18 protein-coding genes are annotated in these 18,405 nt (G+C 45.7%); all 18 read right to left on the reverse strand.

Going from position 1 to position 18,405, the window contains the following annotated elements:
* Nucleotides 1-254: 254 nt before the first annotated feature.
* The 18 genes from L5M49_RS09995 to L5M49_RS10080 all read right to left on the reverse strand — a co-directional run bounded on the left by L5M49_RS09995 (nucleotide 255) and on the right by L5M49_RS10080 (nucleotide 18,242).
* Nucleotides 255-3,962, reverse strand: coding sequence for a DUF6701 domain-containing protein (locus tag L5M49_RS09995; RefSeq protein ID WP_263265963.1), 3,708 nt, complete (start codon nucleotides 3,960-3,962; stop codon nucleotides 255-257).
* A 64-nt stretch (nucleotides 3,963-4,026) separates the two neighbouring features.
* Nucleotides 4,027-4,506 carry an MSHA biogenesis protein MshP gene (locus L5M49_RS10000; RefSeq protein WP_263206874.1) on the reverse strand — a complete coding sequence of 160 codons (480 nt, stop codon included), beginning with the start codon at nucleotides 4,504-4,506 and terminating at the stop codon, nucleotides 4,027-4,029.
* Nucleotides 4,496-5,353, reverse strand: coding sequence for a PilW family protein (locus L5M49_RS10005; RefSeq protein ID WP_263265965.1), 858 nt, complete (start codon nucleotides 5,351-5,353; stop codon nucleotides 4,496-4,498). Before L5M49_RS10005 ends, L5M49_RS10000 begins: the two co-directional genes overlap by 11 nt.
* Nucleotides 5,353-5,907, reverse strand: a complete 555-nt coding sequence (locus tag L5M49_RS10010; RefSeq protein WP_263265966.1) for a prepilin-type N-terminal cleavage/methylation domain-containing protein — start codon at nucleotides 5,905-5,907, stop codon at nucleotides 5,353-5,355. Before L5M49_RS10010 ends, L5M49_RS10005 begins: the two co-directional genes overlap by 1 nt.
* Entirely contained in the window at nucleotides 5,897-6,394 is a 498-nt protein-coding gene (locus L5M49_RS10015; RefSeq protein ID WP_263265967.1) for a type II secretion system protein, read from the reverse strand. Before L5M49_RS10015 ends, L5M49_RS10010 begins: the two co-directional genes overlap by 11 nt.
* A gap of 172 nt (nucleotides 6,395-6,566) precedes the next feature.
* Entirely contained in the window at nucleotides 6,567-7,085 is a 519-nt protein-coding gene (locus L5M49_RS10020; RefSeq protein ID WP_263206882.1) for a type II secretion system protein, read from the reverse strand.
* Nucleotides 7,086-7,098: 13 nt separating this feature from the next.
* The gene (locus L5M49_RS10025) at nucleotides 7,099-7,605 is read right to left on the reverse strand and encodes a type II secretion system protein (RefSeq protein ID WP_263206884.1); all 507 of its coding nucleotides are present in this window, start codon (nucleotides 7,603-7,605) and stop codon (nucleotides 7,099-7,101) included.
* Between the two features lie 64 nt (nucleotides 7,606-7,669).
* Nucleotides 7,670-8,287 (reverse strand): prepilin-type N-terminal cleavage/methylation domain-containing protein, encoded by a 618-nt coding sequence (locus L5M49_RS10030; protein WP_105251278.1) that lies wholly within the window; start codon nucleotides 8,285-8,287, stop codon nucleotides 7,670-7,672.
* A 76-nt stretch (nucleotides 8,288-8,363) separates the two neighbouring features.
* Nucleotides 8,364-8,858, reverse strand: coding sequence for an MSHA biogenesis protein MshF (locus L5M49_RS10035; protein WP_168825687.1), 495 nt, complete (start codon nucleotides 8,856-8,858; stop codon nucleotides 8,364-8,366).
* Nucleotides 8,859-8,908: 50 nt separating this feature from the next.
* A complete protein-coding gene (locus L5M49_RS10040; protein WP_126491075.1) occupies nucleotides 8,909-10,129 on the reverse strand; it encodes a type II secretion system F family protein in 1,221 nt (406 codons plus the stop codon).
* Between the two features lie 2 nt (nucleotides 10,130-10,131).
* Complete coding sequence (locus L5M49_RS10045; RefSeq protein ID WP_263265968.1) at nucleotides 10,132-11,892, reverse strand: GspE/PulE family protein; 1,761 nt, start codon at nucleotides 11,890-11,892, stop codon at nucleotides 10,132-10,134.
* Complete coding sequence (locus L5M49_RS10050) at nucleotides 11,889-13,202, reverse strand: tetratricopeptide repeat protein (protein WP_263265969.1); 1,314 nt, start codon at nucleotides 13,200-13,202, stop codon at nucleotides 11,889-11,891. The genes L5M49_RS10045 and L5M49_RS10050 overlap by 4 nt, the downstream gene beginning before the upstream one ends.
* Complete coding sequence (locus L5M49_RS10055) at nucleotides 13,199-14,107, reverse strand: ExeA family protein (RefSeq protein WP_263265970.1); 909 nt, start codon at nucleotides 14,105-14,107, stop codon at nucleotides 13,199-13,201. Before L5M49_RS10055 ends, L5M49_RS10050 begins: the two co-directional genes overlap by 4 nt.
* Nucleotides 14,108-14,113: 6 nt before the next feature.
* The gene (gene mshL / locus L5M49_RS10060) at nucleotides 14,114-15,796 is read right to left on the reverse strand and encodes a pilus (MSHA type) biogenesis protein MshL (protein ID WP_263201898.1); all 1,683 of its coding nucleotides are present in this window, start codon (nucleotides 15,794-15,796) and stop codon (nucleotides 14,114-14,116) included.
* 14 nt (nucleotides 15,797-15,810) lie between these two features.
* The gene (locus L5M49_RS10065) at nucleotides 15,811-16,131 is read right to left on the reverse strand and encodes an MSHA biogenesis protein MshK (RefSeq protein ID WP_105251271.1); all 321 of its coding nucleotides are present in this window, start codon (nucleotides 16,129-16,131) and stop codon (nucleotides 15,811-15,813) included.
* Nucleotides 16,118-16,768 carry an MSHA biogenesis protein MshJ gene (locus L5M49_RS10070; RefSeq protein ID WP_263265971.1) on the reverse strand — a complete coding sequence of 217 codons (651 nt, stop codon included), beginning with the start codon at nucleotides 16,766-16,768 and terminating at the stop codon, nucleotides 16,118-16,120. The genes L5M49_RS10065 and L5M49_RS10070 overlap by 14 nt, the downstream gene beginning before the upstream one ends.
* The gene (locus L5M49_RS10075; RefSeq protein WP_263265972.1) at nucleotides 16,765-17,367 is read right to left on the reverse strand and encodes a fimbrial assembly protein; all 603 of its coding nucleotides are present in this window, start codon (nucleotides 17,365-17,367) and stop codon (nucleotides 16,765-16,767) included. The genes L5M49_RS10070 and L5M49_RS10075 overlap by 4 nt, the downstream gene beginning before the upstream one ends.
* Nucleotides 17,364-18,242, reverse strand: coding sequence for an MSHA biogenesis protein MshI (locus tag L5M49_RS10080; protein WP_263142551.1), 879 nt, complete (start codon nucleotides 18,240-18,242; stop codon nucleotides 17,364-17,366). The genes L5M49_RS10075 and L5M49_RS10080 overlap by 4 nt, the downstream gene beginning before the upstream one ends.
* Between the last annotated feature and the right edge of the window lie 163 nt (nucleotides 18,243-18,405).

The following is an 18,405-nucleotide window of genomic DNA, read 5'->3' on the forward strand; positions in this document are numbered from 1 at the left end:
GGTTAACAATCGCTAATGAGGTGATTTTTTTTCAAATCACCACGTAAAAAACAGTATTTAAGCGGAAAATACTGTTTATTGACGATAATATCAGCAACAAAAAACGAGTGAACACACAATTCAGCAACAAATATCAAACTAAGGCATTGCATTTAGAATCTGTTACAAGCGTTTTCGTCGACTTCCAATAAGTGAAATGGCAGCCCATTTCAAGGGAAAGCCTGAGTTCAATTTAATGAGAGAAAGAACTCAGATTAGTTTACCTCACGCCAATAGATTATTTTGTCATGCCCTCGATAACGACCAAAATACGCACTTGCCCGCGGTTCAGTGACCTCTGTTGGCGATACGCCATTCCAATTCCAGTACCATTCTAGCCATGTCGGCACATCCAAGGGCGCCGTCACTTGGCCGCGGTATGGCAACCCACTTGTTGTAACGGCTTGCCAAAGCAACTCAAATTGGCCAGCTTGGAATGTTGCAGTCCCGCCAGAACGCACAACACTTTGTCCCGCCACTAAGTCGGGATCAAAATTGTAACCCAGAGCGGAATGATCAACCTGCGAACCCAAAGCATACACTGCCGTTGTGCAGTTATCGGCAGTATTTAAGGCCCAGCTGCTGCCGTTCCAATATTCGGCTCGAGTCGGCATACGCAGTATTTCTGTCTCAGGACCATAGGTGTTATCCATCACCACACGGCCATGACGAAGGGTTTGAGTGCTGATTTTCTTAGCATTACAGTTAGTGCAAGTGCCTGTAGATGCCGCATCCATGTCTGGTGAGGCCACATAGCTGTAAAGCCCATTCGGCCGAGGATCGTTATCCATCAATTGCACGCCAATATCGAGCAGCTCAAAGGGGCCATCCTGATACAGATTCGTCGCCACATTTGGGGTCACCCGACTAAAGTTAGCTTGGTAAGAAGCATCGACCGTCGCCACACCTTGATTCCAACTATCAGCCTTTATAGGTAAGGCACTTAAGCGACTCTGTAAATCAACACCATTATTGTTGTTTTCTCCCACTAATTTGGCAGTGGCGAGGGAAAATGGCGGGAAATAGTTTTTCGTTATATCCCCCGCGATATTTAAAGCACTGAGCTCCATCGACATAGGGAACAGCTGATCCATATAGCTAAAGCCGCCACAGGCAGGTATGACCGATACGTTACTGATTAAAAATCTATCGGGCACAAAACGGCCAATATTAGCTGAATATCCAATTGGAATATTTAAGCTGCTTGCCGTCCCTAAATAATTTGGGCTAGCCTGCGCTGCAATTTGGAATACTCCAACTTCGCTGATGGTCTGATTGCTGATGGTATTGAGATTATTGGCCTGCGCCGAGTGGCTGTAGGATGCCACGCCTAACGCCCCATCAAGTCCGCCGTTGGCAATGCTTGGCGCAACGACTTTACTGGCAAGCTTCATCTGCGCATCACTAAAGTTAGGCGTGGGTAAGTTGCCCGAACAAAAGTCCGGATCGCCATCTTTTTCCCATGCCATCGCTTGTACTGTCATGCCAAAGGTTTGACCCGCTTTACGATAAACATTACACGTCATATTCGCGTTTGAGCAGCTAGCATTGGCATCTACAGACTTAACACACAATCCCGCTGGTACGCTGACAAATTGGTCTGAACCGGCCATGACTAAGCCCTGTTCATCACCAGTACCTGTATATTTTGCATCTAATTGTAATTTACCTGCATCAGGGTAATTGACTAAAATGCTTGCTTGCCCGTTGGTATCAAACAGCAGGTTCACCGCCGTAGGCGAGGCACTTGATGTGCTAATTGCCGTATTGTTGATGGTGACGGCTTTAGGCGAGATAGGCGCGCTTGGCGTTTGGTAACTGCTCCAGAAATTCAGCGTTTTAGTCTGGCTTTGGAAGCTTGGGACACACTGCTGAGTCTCATCGGATTTGTTCACCGCTTTGACCAACACATTAATAGGTTTATTGGCCAATTTATCGGGCACGTCGAAGATAAACCCACTGTCGGCGAAAGCCAGTGAGCAAGCATTCTCGCTCAAGGATCCTGAGCCAACTCTACAAAGGGTTTTGCTTAATGGTTTAGTGGTGGGATTAGAGCCTTTTACACCCAAGGTCACTTTACCTGGGATATTACGTCTTAACTGTAACTGAGTACTGCCATTACTAAAACTCACTTGATTACCGCCAACCCATATTCCTTCGGAGGCGGATTCGGGTAACAAGGTTGCCGTCAAAGGATCGGTAAAGAGCTGGCTACAACTGGCGTTGGCACAGGCTCGAATCGTCACGGTTTCGGGATTACAGGTTAATCCCTGCCCGGTATGATCAAACTCAAAATGATCGATTTGGGCGCCAATAGGGTTAGATTTCAAGGCACAAATTTGCACATTATCAATTTCATGATTGTTATTTGAGCCACCAGTAGATCCCGTAAGTGACATCAAGAAGTCACTGGGGGTCGCCGCTTGCCCTGATTGTGCAATCGCATTAAAAGCAGGGATTAAGGTGACAAACCCCGACCCCGTATTACGTTCAACCTTCACTATCGACTGGCCCGAAACCTGCGAATCTATAGTAATTTTATATCTATAGGCTGGCGAGACATTGTTACCATCGACCGTGGGAGATAAACAGTTGCCATTGGTATTACTGCTGCCATTGTTACAAGTCCCCTTCAAATAACGGTATCCTGAGGTGCCAGTACCAGAGCCACGCACCGCAACAGATTGACGACGTTGGCCGATATTAGAACTGCCGCCTTCGCCGGAGAAGTTACCAAACTCATCGATCCCAATACCCAACCAGCCGCCAGCAAAGCCGCTAATGCCGGGCTTAAATCCATAACCTAAGGGGCCGCCAAAGGCACCGGGCTGGGGCGTAATGGCGGCATCTGATAACACCACTGCAATTCCATCGGCACCAGTACCACCATAGGCATAGTGATCGAACTGGATCTCGACTAAGTTATTGGCTGCTGGGAATAATCTTTGATAGGTCGAGGCGGTGGATTGATCTGATTTCGCTTCTGTTAAGCGCATACGCCCACTAACAACCGAAGGAGTAAACGAACCACTACTACGTGAAACCACCCAGTCATTGCTTAAAGCACCCAGAGAGAAACGATCATTAAAGCACTGTAAAACGGGCGCAGGATTACAATTTGGAACAACATCAATCTTTGCAGCATTATCATCAAATTTAATACTACTGTTGCCACCTAAACTAATATTTCTTGCCGTAATAGCTCCTTCTAAATAAGAACTACCGTCTAGCACCGCATTTCCTTCTGCAACAACATAGGATTTAAGAGATGCCCCTCCATTGAGAGTGAAATTTGAATAGCTATATATGAGAAATTTTTCTGGCTGTCCAATGGTATTTAAGTTGTAATGTCTATAGTTATTCTTAATAAAAAATGACACAGTACCAGTTGATGGAAAGACCAGAGTTACACCGTCATTAATAGATAAAGTTTCAATCCAATATTGCCCTGCAGCCAGTTCGATTCGACCCGAAGTAGCTGTAAGGGACTTCATTTTATATATGCCACCATCACTCACAAAACGAATTGTCTTATCAGAACCGCCCTCCAGTAAAATACGATTATATTCACCTTCAACGATATCAATTTTTGTATTATTCCATGTTGGAGGGCCGACATTTACAGCACTTGAAGATGAACATTGAGAGAAATCAATACGATTAGAAGGTAAAGTTGCAATATAATCTCCAGCACGGCACCAACGATAGGAGTTATTAGATGTTACACACAAATCGTCAAAGCTGTTTCCTCCTTGAAAATAGTTATAAGTTGGCAAGTCACTATACCAACGACCAGCATTATTAGGGGCATTGTATAAATAAGAACTGTTGAAGGTAATTGAACCGTTTCTATCGTAATTGTTTACACCTTCTATAAATGTTTTAGTCCAATCGGCTTTCACCAAATGGGATGTGAATGCCATGATTAGGGGCAAAAGGATTAATGGGAATTTGGCTATTATTTTGTTAAATATCATTTTTGATAGCTTAGTTGCCACGGGCTTCTACCTCAACTTGTCGACTTACACGGGTATCACCACTCTCGCATACCGCTTGGCTCTTAATGTGGTACTGGGAGAAAGACCCCACAAAATACCGCGTACATTGCAAAGTCACGCTACAGGCATGAAAACCTACCACATCGGGTGGCGCCCAAGCGCTATTTGCCGAACAAACGCCCACGTCACCATTTAGCGGGAATAATTGTGCCAGCGCGGCATCGGCGCCACTGTTCGCCGCCGCAAAGGCACGGGTTCCCCATACTTCTTGGGTGAGCCCAGTATCACCGTCTTCCACAATATTGATCAGTGCCGATGCCAGCAGAAACATCACGGTAATCACAAACACGCCAATGATTAACGCACTACCACGCTGGCGCTCAGGCAAAGCGTAAGATTTTGATCTTGATAGTGATGATCTGGATGCTGAATTACGCCCTATCGAGCGACGCTGTGAATTAAGGAACATTGATCACCTGCACTTGATGTCGATATTGGAACGTCTCACCATTGACATTAAATCTTGGCTGCAAGTGCACCATGGCATTATTGACTAAACTCGATGGCGTTAAGATCAACGGCAAGTCATTACTATTATCGAGACGATTCGCCACACTTTGCGCCATTAGCACGCCCGTGCCCATAGTGGCTGGATTTGGTTGAACGGTATTAAAGTTATAACCAGCATAACGCACTATTTGCAAATCATTACCGTTTGCCCCCTTTTCAAAGCAATAGCTCACAGGACTCGAACCAAAATAGATCCTTTGTCGTGGTGATGCTTCGGCAAAACGTGTTGGCGCAGTAAAAGTCAGTGTCACTTGATTAGCCAAGGTCAGAGGAGGCGTTTTAACCTGTGCTCGTTTTTGTCTCGCGCTGCTATACACATCGGCATCAACCAAAGGATAAATCCAAGCAAATTGATTCTCACTAATCTTATTCTCATACTGATTTCTATCAAGAATCACGATCCCAGTACTCGCAGCCGCAGCGGGGATTATTGGCATAGTGAGATAAGTCGTGCTGGCCTCGATCGGCACAAATTCAACACATTGATAGGTCAGCGAATCGCTATTAAGACGCACACTGTTGGGCAAAGCACTACGTAGCTCACGAGTCATTCGCTCAACAGCAAAACGGCTCTGACTGAGCACTTGATCGACTGAACTCGACTCAACAAAAATCCGCGTACCAAAAATAATAAAACTACTCACCCCGACCACGAGAATCCCCAGAATCAAGATAACAGTGACCATCTCGACCAGGGTAAAACCTAGTGTGGATTTTTTATTAATCGTAGATAAAGGTGAGGCCATCAGTAATTACTCCTCACCATATTGTAAGTAATCACTTCGTTGTCCGGCGTAGTCACATTAATGGTGACTAGCTTAGTATTAGGCGCAGGCCCATAGGCGACAGTGACGTTTAAACGATAGTTAGGATAAGCAGCGGCATAGGTTTGGGTTGAGTTGAGCATAGTCGCTGTTTCATTTAAGCCGTTGTAATCATCCACATCGTTAAAGTCATTACGACTCTCACCCACCTCAGGCCCCAAGGAAGTGGAACAATTACTACCGAGCGGACTACCACAGGCTGGCGTGCCACCATTGACATTGGTGTTTTGATCGTAACGTTTACCCCAGATTTCATTCATCACCGAATGGGCGAGCTCAGCACTGCGTACTCTATGTAAGGTACTGGCCGCACGATCAGCTTGGGGGAATAACATGCTGGTTAGCATCACTATTGCAATGGCAATCACCAGCATGCCAATCACTAATTCGATAAGGGTAAAACCCTGCTGTGGTTTGGCTTTTTTGGATGTTTTTACTGATGCTTTGCCCAATAGCAACCGAGGATTAATTCGCATAAATATAGCCCTCGGAGGAGACGTTAATCATCACAGTGTCATTAGCAATCACATTAATGCATGGCCCATTACAAGCCAACGAAGTGCTACCATCGATATCGAAATCGAGGCTGAAGTTGCTGATATTAGTACTGTTAGGGCCTACTAGCACTAATTGAGCACCACCTTGAAAAGCTTGGGTATAAAGCGGGTTTGGCGATAATGCTGTACCAGAACAAACCGCCTCATTTCGGGCAGAGAATTGACTCACTTGATAACCAGTGGCTGAGACGGTTACACGAAAACACCTGTCAGTATTATTGAGCGCTTTCTGCTGTACTTGACGCAGCTCGCTAATGAACTCGTTACGTAGGCTATAAGCACTGTAGGAAGACTGGGTAAACAGGCGAGGCAGTACAACCACAGCAAGAATTGAAATCAAGATGATGGTGGTCACTAATTCTACTAAGGTAAATCCAGCCTGTTTTGACATAGAGAATTTAAGCATCACTCGCGTTAATTGCTGATTTCATGTACTAGGTTCAGTTTCTGCCAACTATATGATTAACGCAAATAAATGTCGGAAAACTCTTGGCGGACTCATTTATTTAAAATCATGTAAGAACCGTATTTTATCTAAAAAAAAGGCCTGCTAGGCAGGCCTTTAAGTATTAATAGACTTAACAGCCTGTTACTACAGGAGTCACTGTAATTGGACCGTATGCAGTCAAACCATTTACGTACTGAACATAACACTGTCCTGCAGGCGTAGCTTTAGGACTGATTTGTCCTTGAGGATAGAAATAAATGCTCTTACTTGCACTATCTTCCAGATAGATCCACTCACTTGATGTTCCGCTAGCAGCTGTTGCGGCCTTAATATCCAAAGCATTTTCCAAGGAACCTGTCCATACAGGTGTTGCATGTCCATAGTTAATCAAAACTGTTTTACCTGTAGATACACTAACAGATGGCGGGGTTGTGGCTGTTGAAGCAACTGTATTATTACCTGCAATTAATGACTTTGAGTTGATAAGCGTATCCGCACCTTTAATTGCAGCTTCTAAACCTTTAACGGTTGAAGCTCGAGCATCTGATTGCAAATTGATAAATTTAGGCGCCGCAGTAACAGCCAAAATCCCTAAAATAATAATAACAACCACTAATTCAATTAATGTAAAACCATTTTGCTTTTTCATTTGCAATCCTTACTTAACAACCTGATGACTCAACATGATATTTAGGAAGATTACTAGAATCAGCCTGTTTGTATTCAACCCAACATTTAACCGTATCTGAAGGCGTCAACTTTTTAGGATGAATTATTGCTGGAGTTGTAAGCGTCGTTGTGACCGCTGGCGCATCATCAATAGTCCACTCAGTTGTGGTATCTAGATCAAGTACAACAGCCATATCTACTGCAGTTTGTTTAAGATATCCATAAACACCGTCAACTTTAACATCGTCAGCTACATCAGAATTACCTTTATCATCGATGATAATGCTAGATGTCGGCTTGCTCTCCACCCCCTGAATAGCCGCCTTAGAATAAACGAGTGAATTAGCACCTTGTAAAGAGGCTTTAACACCATTCAAGGTAGACGCGTATGCATCTGACTGAAGATTAATAAACTTAGGTGCCGCTGTGACAGCAAGAATACCTAAGATGATGATCACTACTACTAATTCTATTAAGGTAAAACCTTGTTGTCTTTTCATTCTTAATTACCTATTCAATAACTTTACAAAAAAGTTGATTAACTTAAGCATGACGCTTTAGTTTCTATGGTACAAATGGCGTTTGGGTGAAACTTAATACTCTGCCTGTGCCTGGGTTATACACTATTCCCTTAGCACCTACCGTTGTTAAATCAGGGGCAGGAGTGGGTACACCATTCGTTTGATTTAGCACCAGTGAAGCCACTTGGTGATAAACACATAAATCTAAACCTGCGACGACTGCGCCAGTAATTGAGTTAGCACTGCCGCCTGCGGCGTTAATAACACGAGCGGTATAACGTTGATTACGTGCATCTTGGTTAAATAATACGTTACGTGGAGCACTCTGCAACACAGTGTTAAACACTTCTTGGCAACTGGCATTTGTCATAGCTGTCGCACTGGTTACTGAAGTCCCTGTAGGATAACCAAAACGTGTATCGACATTTACTGTGTTACCGTCGAGGATAACGCTGCTATTTTGACGCCCATCAACTTCCCACTGAGAACGCACAAAGCTAACTGCAGTCGATAAACCACCCGCAACACCGTCAACACTGGCATCTTCAGCATCATCGGTGACATTTAAGAATCGTGGGATCGCCGTTGCGGCGAGTAAACCCAAAATCACAATCACAATCACAAGTTCGATTAATGAGAACCCTGTTTGCTTAGTTTTCATATATATGTCCCCAGACCTCAGAAATTTTATTCTAACAGTTAAATCAATTTTAAAAAGCCATTGAGTTAACAATATTTTACGGAGCAGTCAAAAAAATGACCCTGCCAGAGTTCAGTTGGTAGCCTAAACTATCGCCATTTTTAGATCGATAGTGGCAGCTATTATCCTTAACCAAATAATCCGCCTCTAGACCTAAATTATCAGTTTCAGCGCCCATTAACTGTTGCCACAAATCTTGGCAGCCTTGATCATTTAAGTGCTTAGGTTGTGGCCATCCTAAATCATTGATATCGACAACACTCGACTCAGTTTCTGGGGAGGGATTATCAAATACCTCCCAGTTCAACTGCAATTGCGCCGGCTTACCCAAAGACAACCACTGGGAACGCACCATCACCAGCACATTTAAAAAACGAGCGTGTTCCACTTCCAATCCACGAGCCGCTATTTGCGGTAGCGTAAAAAAGTACTTAGCTCCGATCACCGCCATGATAACCAACACAATTCCAATGGCGATCATACGTCCATAGATACGTAATAGATCGCTTTCAGCCTTTTGCTGAGTCTGCATTTAACCTCAGTTCCACGTATAAGATAGGAAATAAATATTATCCATATCGCTTACTTACCGCCTTTGACCACATTGAGCATATCCCACATTGGCAGGTATATCCCCAAGGCCAACACTAAGACAATCACGGCCACAAAACCGATCAAAATTGGCTCCAATTTCGCGGTGAGGTTCTTTAAATCATAGTCTACTTCGCCCTCATAGAAATCTGCCGCATCATTAAGTAATTGATCGATTTGCCCCGTTTCTTCGCCCACAGCCACCATTTGCAGCACTAGTGGCGTAAATAACTTGCTCTGATTCGATACCCTCAGCATAGAGTCACCAGACTCTATGCCACGGCGCATACCGACTATCTTGTCGTGCATGTAGGCATTATCTACCGCGTCGGCCACTAAACTTAAGGCCTGCGTCATAGGTACGCCCGCACTGAGCATCATAGAGAAACTGCGACAATAACGGGCTAAAGTCGAACGCTCAATAATCGACCCTACGGCGGGAATGTGTAACTTCCACTTATCCCACTGCTTCTCACCTTTTTCCGTATGGTGCCAGTAACGAATGCCGATAATAGTGCCAATCAGCGCCACCAACATCAGCGCCCAATAATTCACGAATAGATTTGATGTACCAATCAACACTTTTGTCGCCCACGGCAAGTCGGCGCCAAAGCGAGAAAACATCTCGGCAAACTTAGGGATCACCATGATATTGAGGATCACCATAGCGAGCGCAATCGCAATCAATACAAACATGGGATAACGCATGGCCGATTTAATTCGTCGCCGCGTCTCTTGCTCACGCTCGATATAACCTGAAAGTTGAATGAAGGCATCTTCTAACTTACCCGTGTTCTCCCCCACGTGCACCATAGAAACAAACAAAGAATCAAACACATCGGGATGTTGATTCATAGATGATGACAAGGGGCGCCCTGCGGTGAGCTGCTCAGAAATATCATTAAGCGCATCTTTCATTCGCTGGGAATGCGCCGTTTCAGATAAGCCTGCTATTGCCCGCAAAATAGGAATGCCAGAACGGGTCAAGGAGTACATTTGTCGGGTAAAAATCTGTAATTCTTCTAACGCGACTTTCCCACCAAATAACTTAGTCAGTGAGAACGACTTAGCCACTTTGGCGACTTTGACTTCAAGGGGGATAATGCCACGCGCCAATAGCATGTCAGCGGCGGCACTTTCCGACGCGGCATCCAATTGTCCCGTAACGGATTGACCTTGACCACTGCGTCCACGGTATTGATAAATTGGCATAATTACGCCTCAGCGCCTTGTTGGCTGATAATATCCTTCGACAAAGGTATCTGAGATTCACTCACGTCTTCCACCAACTTAGCGACCTCTTCAATCGTCGTCATGCCTTCGCTCAGATATTGCAACGCTGACTCAGCGAGTGGGGTGAAGTTAGGGCTCTGCAACGCGGCTCTGGCAAAATCCTGCGGATTGCCAGTACGCATAGCATCGATCATCTTTTCGTCTAGCTCGAGAATTTCAAAAATACCAATACGGCCACGATAACCACTGCCATTACAACTCTGGCAACCCGTGCCAATTCTAAAACTCGCATGGGTAAAATCTTTGCGACTCACACTACTCAGCCAGGCTTTTTCCTGTGGTGTCGGTTGATACTCTACCCCACAGTTATGGCAGACACGGCGCACTAAACGCTGGGCAATAATCACCCTTAAGGCACTAGCAACTAAATAACTCGCAGCGCCCATATCGAGTAAACGCAGCGCACTGGTGACCGCATCGTTAGTATGCAAGGTCGATAGCACAAAGTGACCCGTTAATGCACCCCTAAGACCAATCTCCACGGTTTCTTGGTCACGCATTTCCCCCACCATGATGATATCGGGGTCTTGACGTAAGGTGGTGCGTAGTACATTTGAAAAGTTTAAGCCGATCTTATGGTTAACTTGTACTTGGTTGATCCGCGGCAATTGATATTCGACCGGATCTTCCACCGTGATGATCTTACGGTCGGCGGTATTGAGCTCGCTCAAAATACCGTACAAGGTGGTCGTTTTGCCGCTACCCGTTGGACCTGTGACCAGTAGCATGCCGTGGGGACGTTTAATCTGTTTACGAATACGCGCCAAAATAGCAGGCGGCATACCGGTTTCGTTTAAGGTCAATAAACCCGCTGATTGATCGAGTAAACGCATCACCACAGATTCGCCGTGGTAAATCGGCATAGTCGACATACGCACATCGATATGATGACCTTTGATTTCCATATGAAAACGACCATCCTGCGGCAAACGTTTCTCGGAAATATCGAGACCCGCCATCAACTTAAGTCGCAATACTAAAGCGGCAGCAATATTAACTTCATTCAGAATCGTTTCATGTAGCTGACCATCGATACGCTGGCGAATACGTAAGGCTTTATCACCGGGTTCGATATGAATATCCGAGGCGCGCATTTGCACCGCATCTTCAAAAATCGACTGCAGCAACTTAACCACTGTGGTTTCATTGTCACTATCGCCCGACGTGAGGCTGGCTAAATCGAACATCTCGTCGGCAGCGTATTCTTCTTCGAGTTTACCGGCAATCTGAGCAATTTGGTCTGTACGGCGATATAAGTTATCAAACGCTTGCAGCAGTTGCTGCTCGGGCGCTACCGCTAACTTCAAACGCTTAGGTGCGATAAGCATTTCGAGGTGATCGAGCGCCTGCAAATCCGCGGGGTCGCTCATTGCAACCAATACGCTATCGCCCCGGTCTTCAACCGCTAAAGCGCGGAAACGTCGTGCTTGCACCTCAGGAATAAGATGCACCACTTCTGCAGGGATAGGCATTTTACTGATATCCAGCAAAGGCACATTCAATTGTTGCGACAAGAACTGCAGTAACTGATGTTCGGTAATCGATTGCAAATCAATCAGAGTACGACCCAGTTTTTTGCCCGTATTGCGCTGCTCGGCCAACGCCTGTTGCAACTGCGCTTCAGTAATAATGGCTTCTTGAACTAACAGATCGCCCAAACGCATTTTTAATCTGGGTTTCATTGGCTATCTCCTAGCTGAGTCAAACGTTGTTCAATAAAGGCACTCGCCTGCGCCGATAAGCCTCTATGGCCTAAAGCAGTCCGATAGGCTTGGCGTGCTTGGGGAAATTGCTGCTGCGAATCGAGCGCATAGGCCAGCCCCATCCACCATTTAGCCTGTTGAGGTTCTTGTTGTAATAATTGTCTATAGGCTTGTTCTGACAACGAAAACTGTCCTAACTTTTGCGCTAAATCCGATTGTGCCATCCACTTTTGTCTCGCCAGCGGATGCGTGTCAGGTATGTTGGCTAACGTCACTAATGCGAGATCAGCCTGACCAGAGGCTTGCTGAACCCGAGCAAGCAATAAGGCAAAGTCTAACTGCTGTGGGAATAACAGCATGCCTTGCTGTAACACTTCACTGGCTTTGGCTAATTGACCTTGCCCATAATGCAGCGCAGCTAACTGCTTGCGCGCTTCATGCATACTGGGATCAAAGCCTAATGTTTGCTCATAATAACTAATGGCATCTTTGAGTTTGCCATCCCTTTCAGCCTCACTCGCTAATGTGAACCGCTTCTGCGCCAGCTGCTTTGGGGTCAACGTCACCTCAGTAATCGCCATTTGCCCTTGCTGTTGAGGCGTGAGTCGATTAGTGCCTGCATCAGCTTTAACTTCTTGTACTTTAAGCTCATTGCTCGCGTTAAGTTCATTATCGGCGGCAACACTGGCACGTTCTGACATCATTAATGCAGAGGGTGCGGCAGCAGTGACCTCGGCGCTTCGCACGCTCGATGTGACACGATTCGACTGTGAATGGCTTGGCTCGCTTGCCGTATCGACTAGGTCATCTGCGAGTGCTGAGCTCTCATCTTGTTGCCGTTGTGACTCTTGTTCAACCTCGTTTTCTGATTCAAATTCTTGCGGCTGATTAAGTACAACGTCGTCGACACTGGGTTCAAGCTCTTCACTCTTAGTCGTAAACTCCTGTGTAGTCGCAACTTTAAGCGGTTCTTCGACGACAACGACGCTTGCTGGAGGCTGCCTCGAAGTAATCTTGTCTACCTGCACAGGCTCGATTTGAGTCTGAGTAGATTCATTTTGCCCATTTGTTTGAGCCGAAATAGTCGCTTCAGCAGGCTTTGCCATGAAAAGTTGCCAGCCATAAACCAGAGCGCCACCGAATAGCAATGACACACCACAGAGCAGCAGCCCGTTAAACGGAGCCCGCCTGCGAGCTAAATATTGCACCTGTGGCTGAGCCACGTTGCTGAGCTCATGCCCCTGCTGACGCTTATCGAGATCCTGCAGCATCTTGTTGATCACGCTCATGCAACACCCCTGAAAAAGTGTTGTAATCCCAAACCGAAAGCCACTGTCATCAAAGTGAAAAAAGGCAACCATTTCCACGATAATAATCGGCGAACACTTGCATCTTCGGTGTCTTGAATTGCGGCTTTAACGTGGGAGGTTTGCACACGAGTAGCGCCTTCGCCGAAACTCAATAACAAGGCTTTATGGGCAAGAATATTGATCAATCTGGGGATCCCTCGGGACGCATAGGCTATCTGACGTGTTTCCCGTGATGTAAAGAGTGGTTCGCCCGCACGCCCTGCTATGGCTAATCGGTGGCGAAGATAAGCGTCGGTTTCATCCCATGTCAGTGGGCGAAGGTTGTAGCTAAAAGTAATACGCTGTCTTAATTGCCTAAATTCTTGGCGTTTAAGCCTGTCATCGAGCTCGGGTTGCCCAAATAACACTACCTGTAATAATTTGCGTGTCTCGGTTTCCAGATTAGTGAATAACCGCAGCGCCTCAAGACTGTCGTCCGGCAATGCCTGCGCTTCATCGAGTACCAATACGATGGCGTGACCGTGGGCGCTCAAGGCTAAAAGCTGCTGTTGAATAAGTCCAGTGAGTTGCTGCTGGTCGATATTGCTGGTGTATTTAAGGCCCAGCTCACTCGCTACCGCCCAGCGTAATTCAGCTGGCGTGAGATAAGGATTAGGCAAATATGCGCAATGAAACTGACTCGGCAATTCGTTGATAAGCTTGCGGCAAATCAACGTTTTACCAGTCCCCACTTCCCCTGTCACCTTGATAAAGCCTTCGCCCGTTTGCAGCGCGGTTTGCAAGACTTGCAAGGCTTCCACATGTGGCGACAGACCGAAAAAAAATCCGGTGTTAGGTGTCAGTGAAAATGGAGGTTGGCTTAGGCCAAAATGCTTCTGATACATAGAAGCTTACTTTGTCTCCGGATACCAACGATCTAATAAGGTCTTAGAACGTTGCAGCTCCGTTTTCCAAGTGTCGGCACCGACTATCGTAGGTTTTAACAGAATAATAAGCTCGGTTTTCTTCTTCTGCTTACTACGGTTTTTAAACAATTCACCTAGGAAAGGAATATCACCCAACAAAGGCACTTGCGATACCACTTCGATGTTTTCACTCTTCATCAAACCACCAATCACCACCACATCACCGGAAGCCGCGCGGATGACAGTATCAGACTCACGAATTTCACTCTGAGCTAAGGGTAATTCCAGCAATTCATTACTCACTTTGATATTTTTTCTCTGCTCTTTTACATCGATAACAGATGGATGCACATGCAGTAACACATTGCCGTCACTATCAATTTGCGGCGTAACGTCTAAGGCTATGCCCGAGAAAAACGGCGTAAGCTCGACTTGCGGAGTCGTCACAGGTGTTGTACCCGCAACTGTGGTCGAAGAAACGTCGGTGACAAAGTACTCATCGGAACCCACTTTAATTACGGCTTTTTGGTTATTCGATGCAGTGACCCTTGGGCTAGACAGTACATCTACATCACCTTGGGTATCTAATAGGTTGATCATAGTCGTAAAGTCAGAACCTTTAATGCTCAACGAGGTGACACCACCCATAGCCGAGGTGATTTTATCACTTAAACCTGGGCCCGCTGATGTACCAAAATTCACATTCGTATTGCCAACATGTCCCAGCACATTGTCCCATTGAATACCCTGCTGATAACCATCGGATAATGTGACTTCAAGGATCTTCGCTTCTAAAATTACTTGGCGTTGCAAATGACTTTCTGCGGAATTTAAGAAAGTACGCACTTGGCGTAATTCACTAGGAAAAGCACGAATAGTGACTAAACCCGCCTGCGGCGTAACAACAACCTGACGACCGCCACCCGTTTCGCCGATTATCGAGGATAATGTCTCTTTCAACTCTCCCCAAAAATCTGTCTTAGTACGCGAACGGATAAAAGTACCGTTGCTACTATCGCTACCGCCATTACTGCTCGAGTTATTGCCATTACTGCTGTTCGAGTTATTGTTATTATTCGAGCCGCTATTGTTTGAATTGTTATTGTTCGAATTACTATTGGAATTATTGCTATCCGAAATCCGTCCTGAACTCACTGACGTCACAGATAAGCCATCGCGTTCCATGTAGAGATAATTCAGCGGAAACGTCTCGGTACGCATTCCAGCAGGAAACACTCTTAGGATGCGACCTTCGCGACTCACTTCGTAGCCGTAGATATCTTCAACCACTTGAATTGCTTCAGTTAACGTCACACCTTTAAGGGATAATGAGATCGTACCTTGCACGTCAGGATGTACGGCGACACTCAGTGGTGTACCTTGGACTAAGCTTGGAAAAAATACTTTAGCATCAACATCGTGGGCAGATACATCGAAACGACGCTCAGTTTCCAATGTGGGGGTCAAACCTGATAGCAATGCGCCTGAATTCAATTCCCGCTGAACCGCGTCCGGCATAGTCGCAGGCGGTGGCGTCGTTGATGCCGTTGCCGTCGCCATTGAGGCCGCTAATTCCGCCTTACTCGCCTCCGGCTGTGGCCTATTTGTGGTCTGACACGCCACAAGGCAAAGTGAGAGCAGAGGTGTAAAGTATTTAATCGCTTTCATCTGAGGTGTATTCCCTATCTCTCTGTTATTGCTTGAAACAATGTCAATTTCCGTCCATCGGACAGCGATACATAAGTGGGGGTAATTTTAACGATACTCAGCCCCTGAACGCTGTCGCCAACAGACAATATCTTGTTATTTATCACAGCATAAGCCGTGTTTCCTGAGCTTACTATGCTGTTAAGTACAAGCGCCTGATCCTGCGTTTGACTCGCATGACCCTGCACAGCAAAGCCTTTACCGGGCAAAGTCGGGTCGCGCAGCGATTCAGCAGACACCATAGGGCTACTAACCAATAACAACACACTGATAATATAAGACTTATTTAGAAACACTGATAAAGTCCTTATTAATACTCAAGGTATAAAGTTCAATCTCAACGGTCGCTTTTGGATATTCTGCGACTTTATAGTCGAGACGCTTCCAATAAAGTTTATCTGGCATGGCCTCAACGGCTTCAACAAAGCGCAACACAGAAAAATAATCGCCCTCTAGACTCAAGCGAATACCATGGCTATATAGATTGAGTTTTTTCTCTTTACCCACGGGTAACAAAGGGATGGGCGCTATCGACATAAACTTAATTAATTTAATCCCTTGCACTTGTCCTAGTAAATTACCCAGCAACTGCGGCATATAGTCTGCCGGTACCATATCCACCATCTGCTCATCGAGCTGGGCATCTAGGGCTTGATTCTGTTGCTGCAACAGCACTAAACGCTGTTGGTAATCTTGATTGGGATCTAACGCTAAACGTTGCTGATACAAGTCAATCTGCTGAGCCGAAATCGCGTTTTCCTGCTCTAAGGCTTTTAGCTGTTGTGAAACAGCCACATGGGTTTTCCACAGGGACTCTAAGGGTAAATAACTCAGCATGCCGACTACGGCCAGAATGGCGACTGAGATCAACACTCGCTCACGGCGACTTAGCGCATCAAATTGTTGTCCTAATTGGGCTAACTTTTGCTTCATTGCGCGGCTTCCTCCTTGTTATCGCTTTTCAAGGTAAAGGCCAAAGGTTTATCTTCACCGCGATCCATGCTCATCGACGAGAAAGCTTGCCCCTTTAAAGTCTGCGTAGTTTTAAGTTTGCCAATCCACTGCGGAATGCTTTGAGGATGGTCGGCAAAACCTTCGAACATAAAATCTTGCTCATTAATGACGATATGACTAAGCCAAACACTCGCATCCGACACGACGGCTAAATCTTTAAGAACTGGCGCAAACCCACGACTGGTTAAAGAAGTCCTAAGACTCAATTCTCCCATGAGTAATTGCTTCAGCTCTAACTGTTGTGCCGCTAAATCGACTCGCGCAACAAGATCGGCATCGGGTTTACGCGCAGCAATTTGTGCTTCTAATGCCTGTTTTTGGGTATCGAATTGCTGCTTTTGTTGGGCAGCTAATTGCTGGGCCTGTTGTAACTCACTGACTTGCCAGTAGCTATAACCACCTAAAACCGCAAATAAGCTCACAAAAACCAAGGCGTAAGCACTTAAACGCGCAAAGGTTAATCTTTGCTTCGGGGGCAATAATGAAGGAGTGTAAAGATTGACTCGGTATTTAATCACTCAGTACCTCGATAAAATTCAGCAAAGGCTAATCCCGCCATTCGCGCGCCAACACAGCTTTTATCAATGACATTCACAGCTTGATTGAAGTTTGCCGAGACTAACTTAGCTAAAGCATCCACGGCACCATCGGCGAGGAGTTCGATAGAAGATACCGGAGCCTGTCTCAATTGACTTTCAAAATAATCCATAGAACGCTGAATTTCTAAGCTTAAATTGTCTGCCATGCCATAACTTAACTCATCCGCTTGAGTCTTATCCAATTGAGTAAATCCGCGCACGCGACGCTGCATATACAGCTGACCTTGCTTAACCACAGTCAGTAGCAATTCTTGACCGGGATTATGGCTTACCACCAGACGCGCTTGGTTGTCATCATTAAATAGGTTAGTCACGGCTAACTCTTCGATACTAATACCGAAAAGTTGTAAATCTTGTTCATGAATGGCCTGCACCATGCTCACTAACTTAGCTTTATCCACCACCACAACGTTGATTTTATTACTCGGAATGGGTGACTCAAAGTAATCCAAATGGATTTGCGGTACAGGTAGCGTGACCATGTCTTTAATTGACCACAGCAAAGCTTGGGATAACTCGACAGTATCGACATTCGGTTTATCGGTCAGCAGTAATTGATAAAGGCCTGAAGCCAAAATCAGCTGTAACTGTGCATTAGGAAAGGATTTAGCCACAGCAGCAAACGCCAATGACCAGTGCTCATCTTTCAGCTCAAAGGGTAACCACTGCTCAGCATTCTCTTTTTGGGCAGGTGCGTACACCCATAATTTATCGGCGCAGACATAGACACCAAGGCTAGTCGGTTCTGTTCTCTTCTGCCAAAAGGCTAATCGACCTATAAGACTTTTTTCCATAAAGATGCCTATAACCAACTGAATTTAAAAGCTTGAGTAGTCTCTTTCGCACAAACTTCCTGTCACTCCACTCTCCAGTGCTCCTTGACCTATGACCTGCTCGATACAGAATAAAAACCGCAAACGTCATATTTTTGGCACTGGCTAGTTTAGCCGCAAATGC

The organism is Shewanella sp. SM74, assembly GCF_025653725.1.
Lineage (GTDB): Bacteria > Pseudomonadota > Gammaproteobacteria > Enterobacterales > Shewanellaceae > Shewanella > Shewanella oncorhynchi.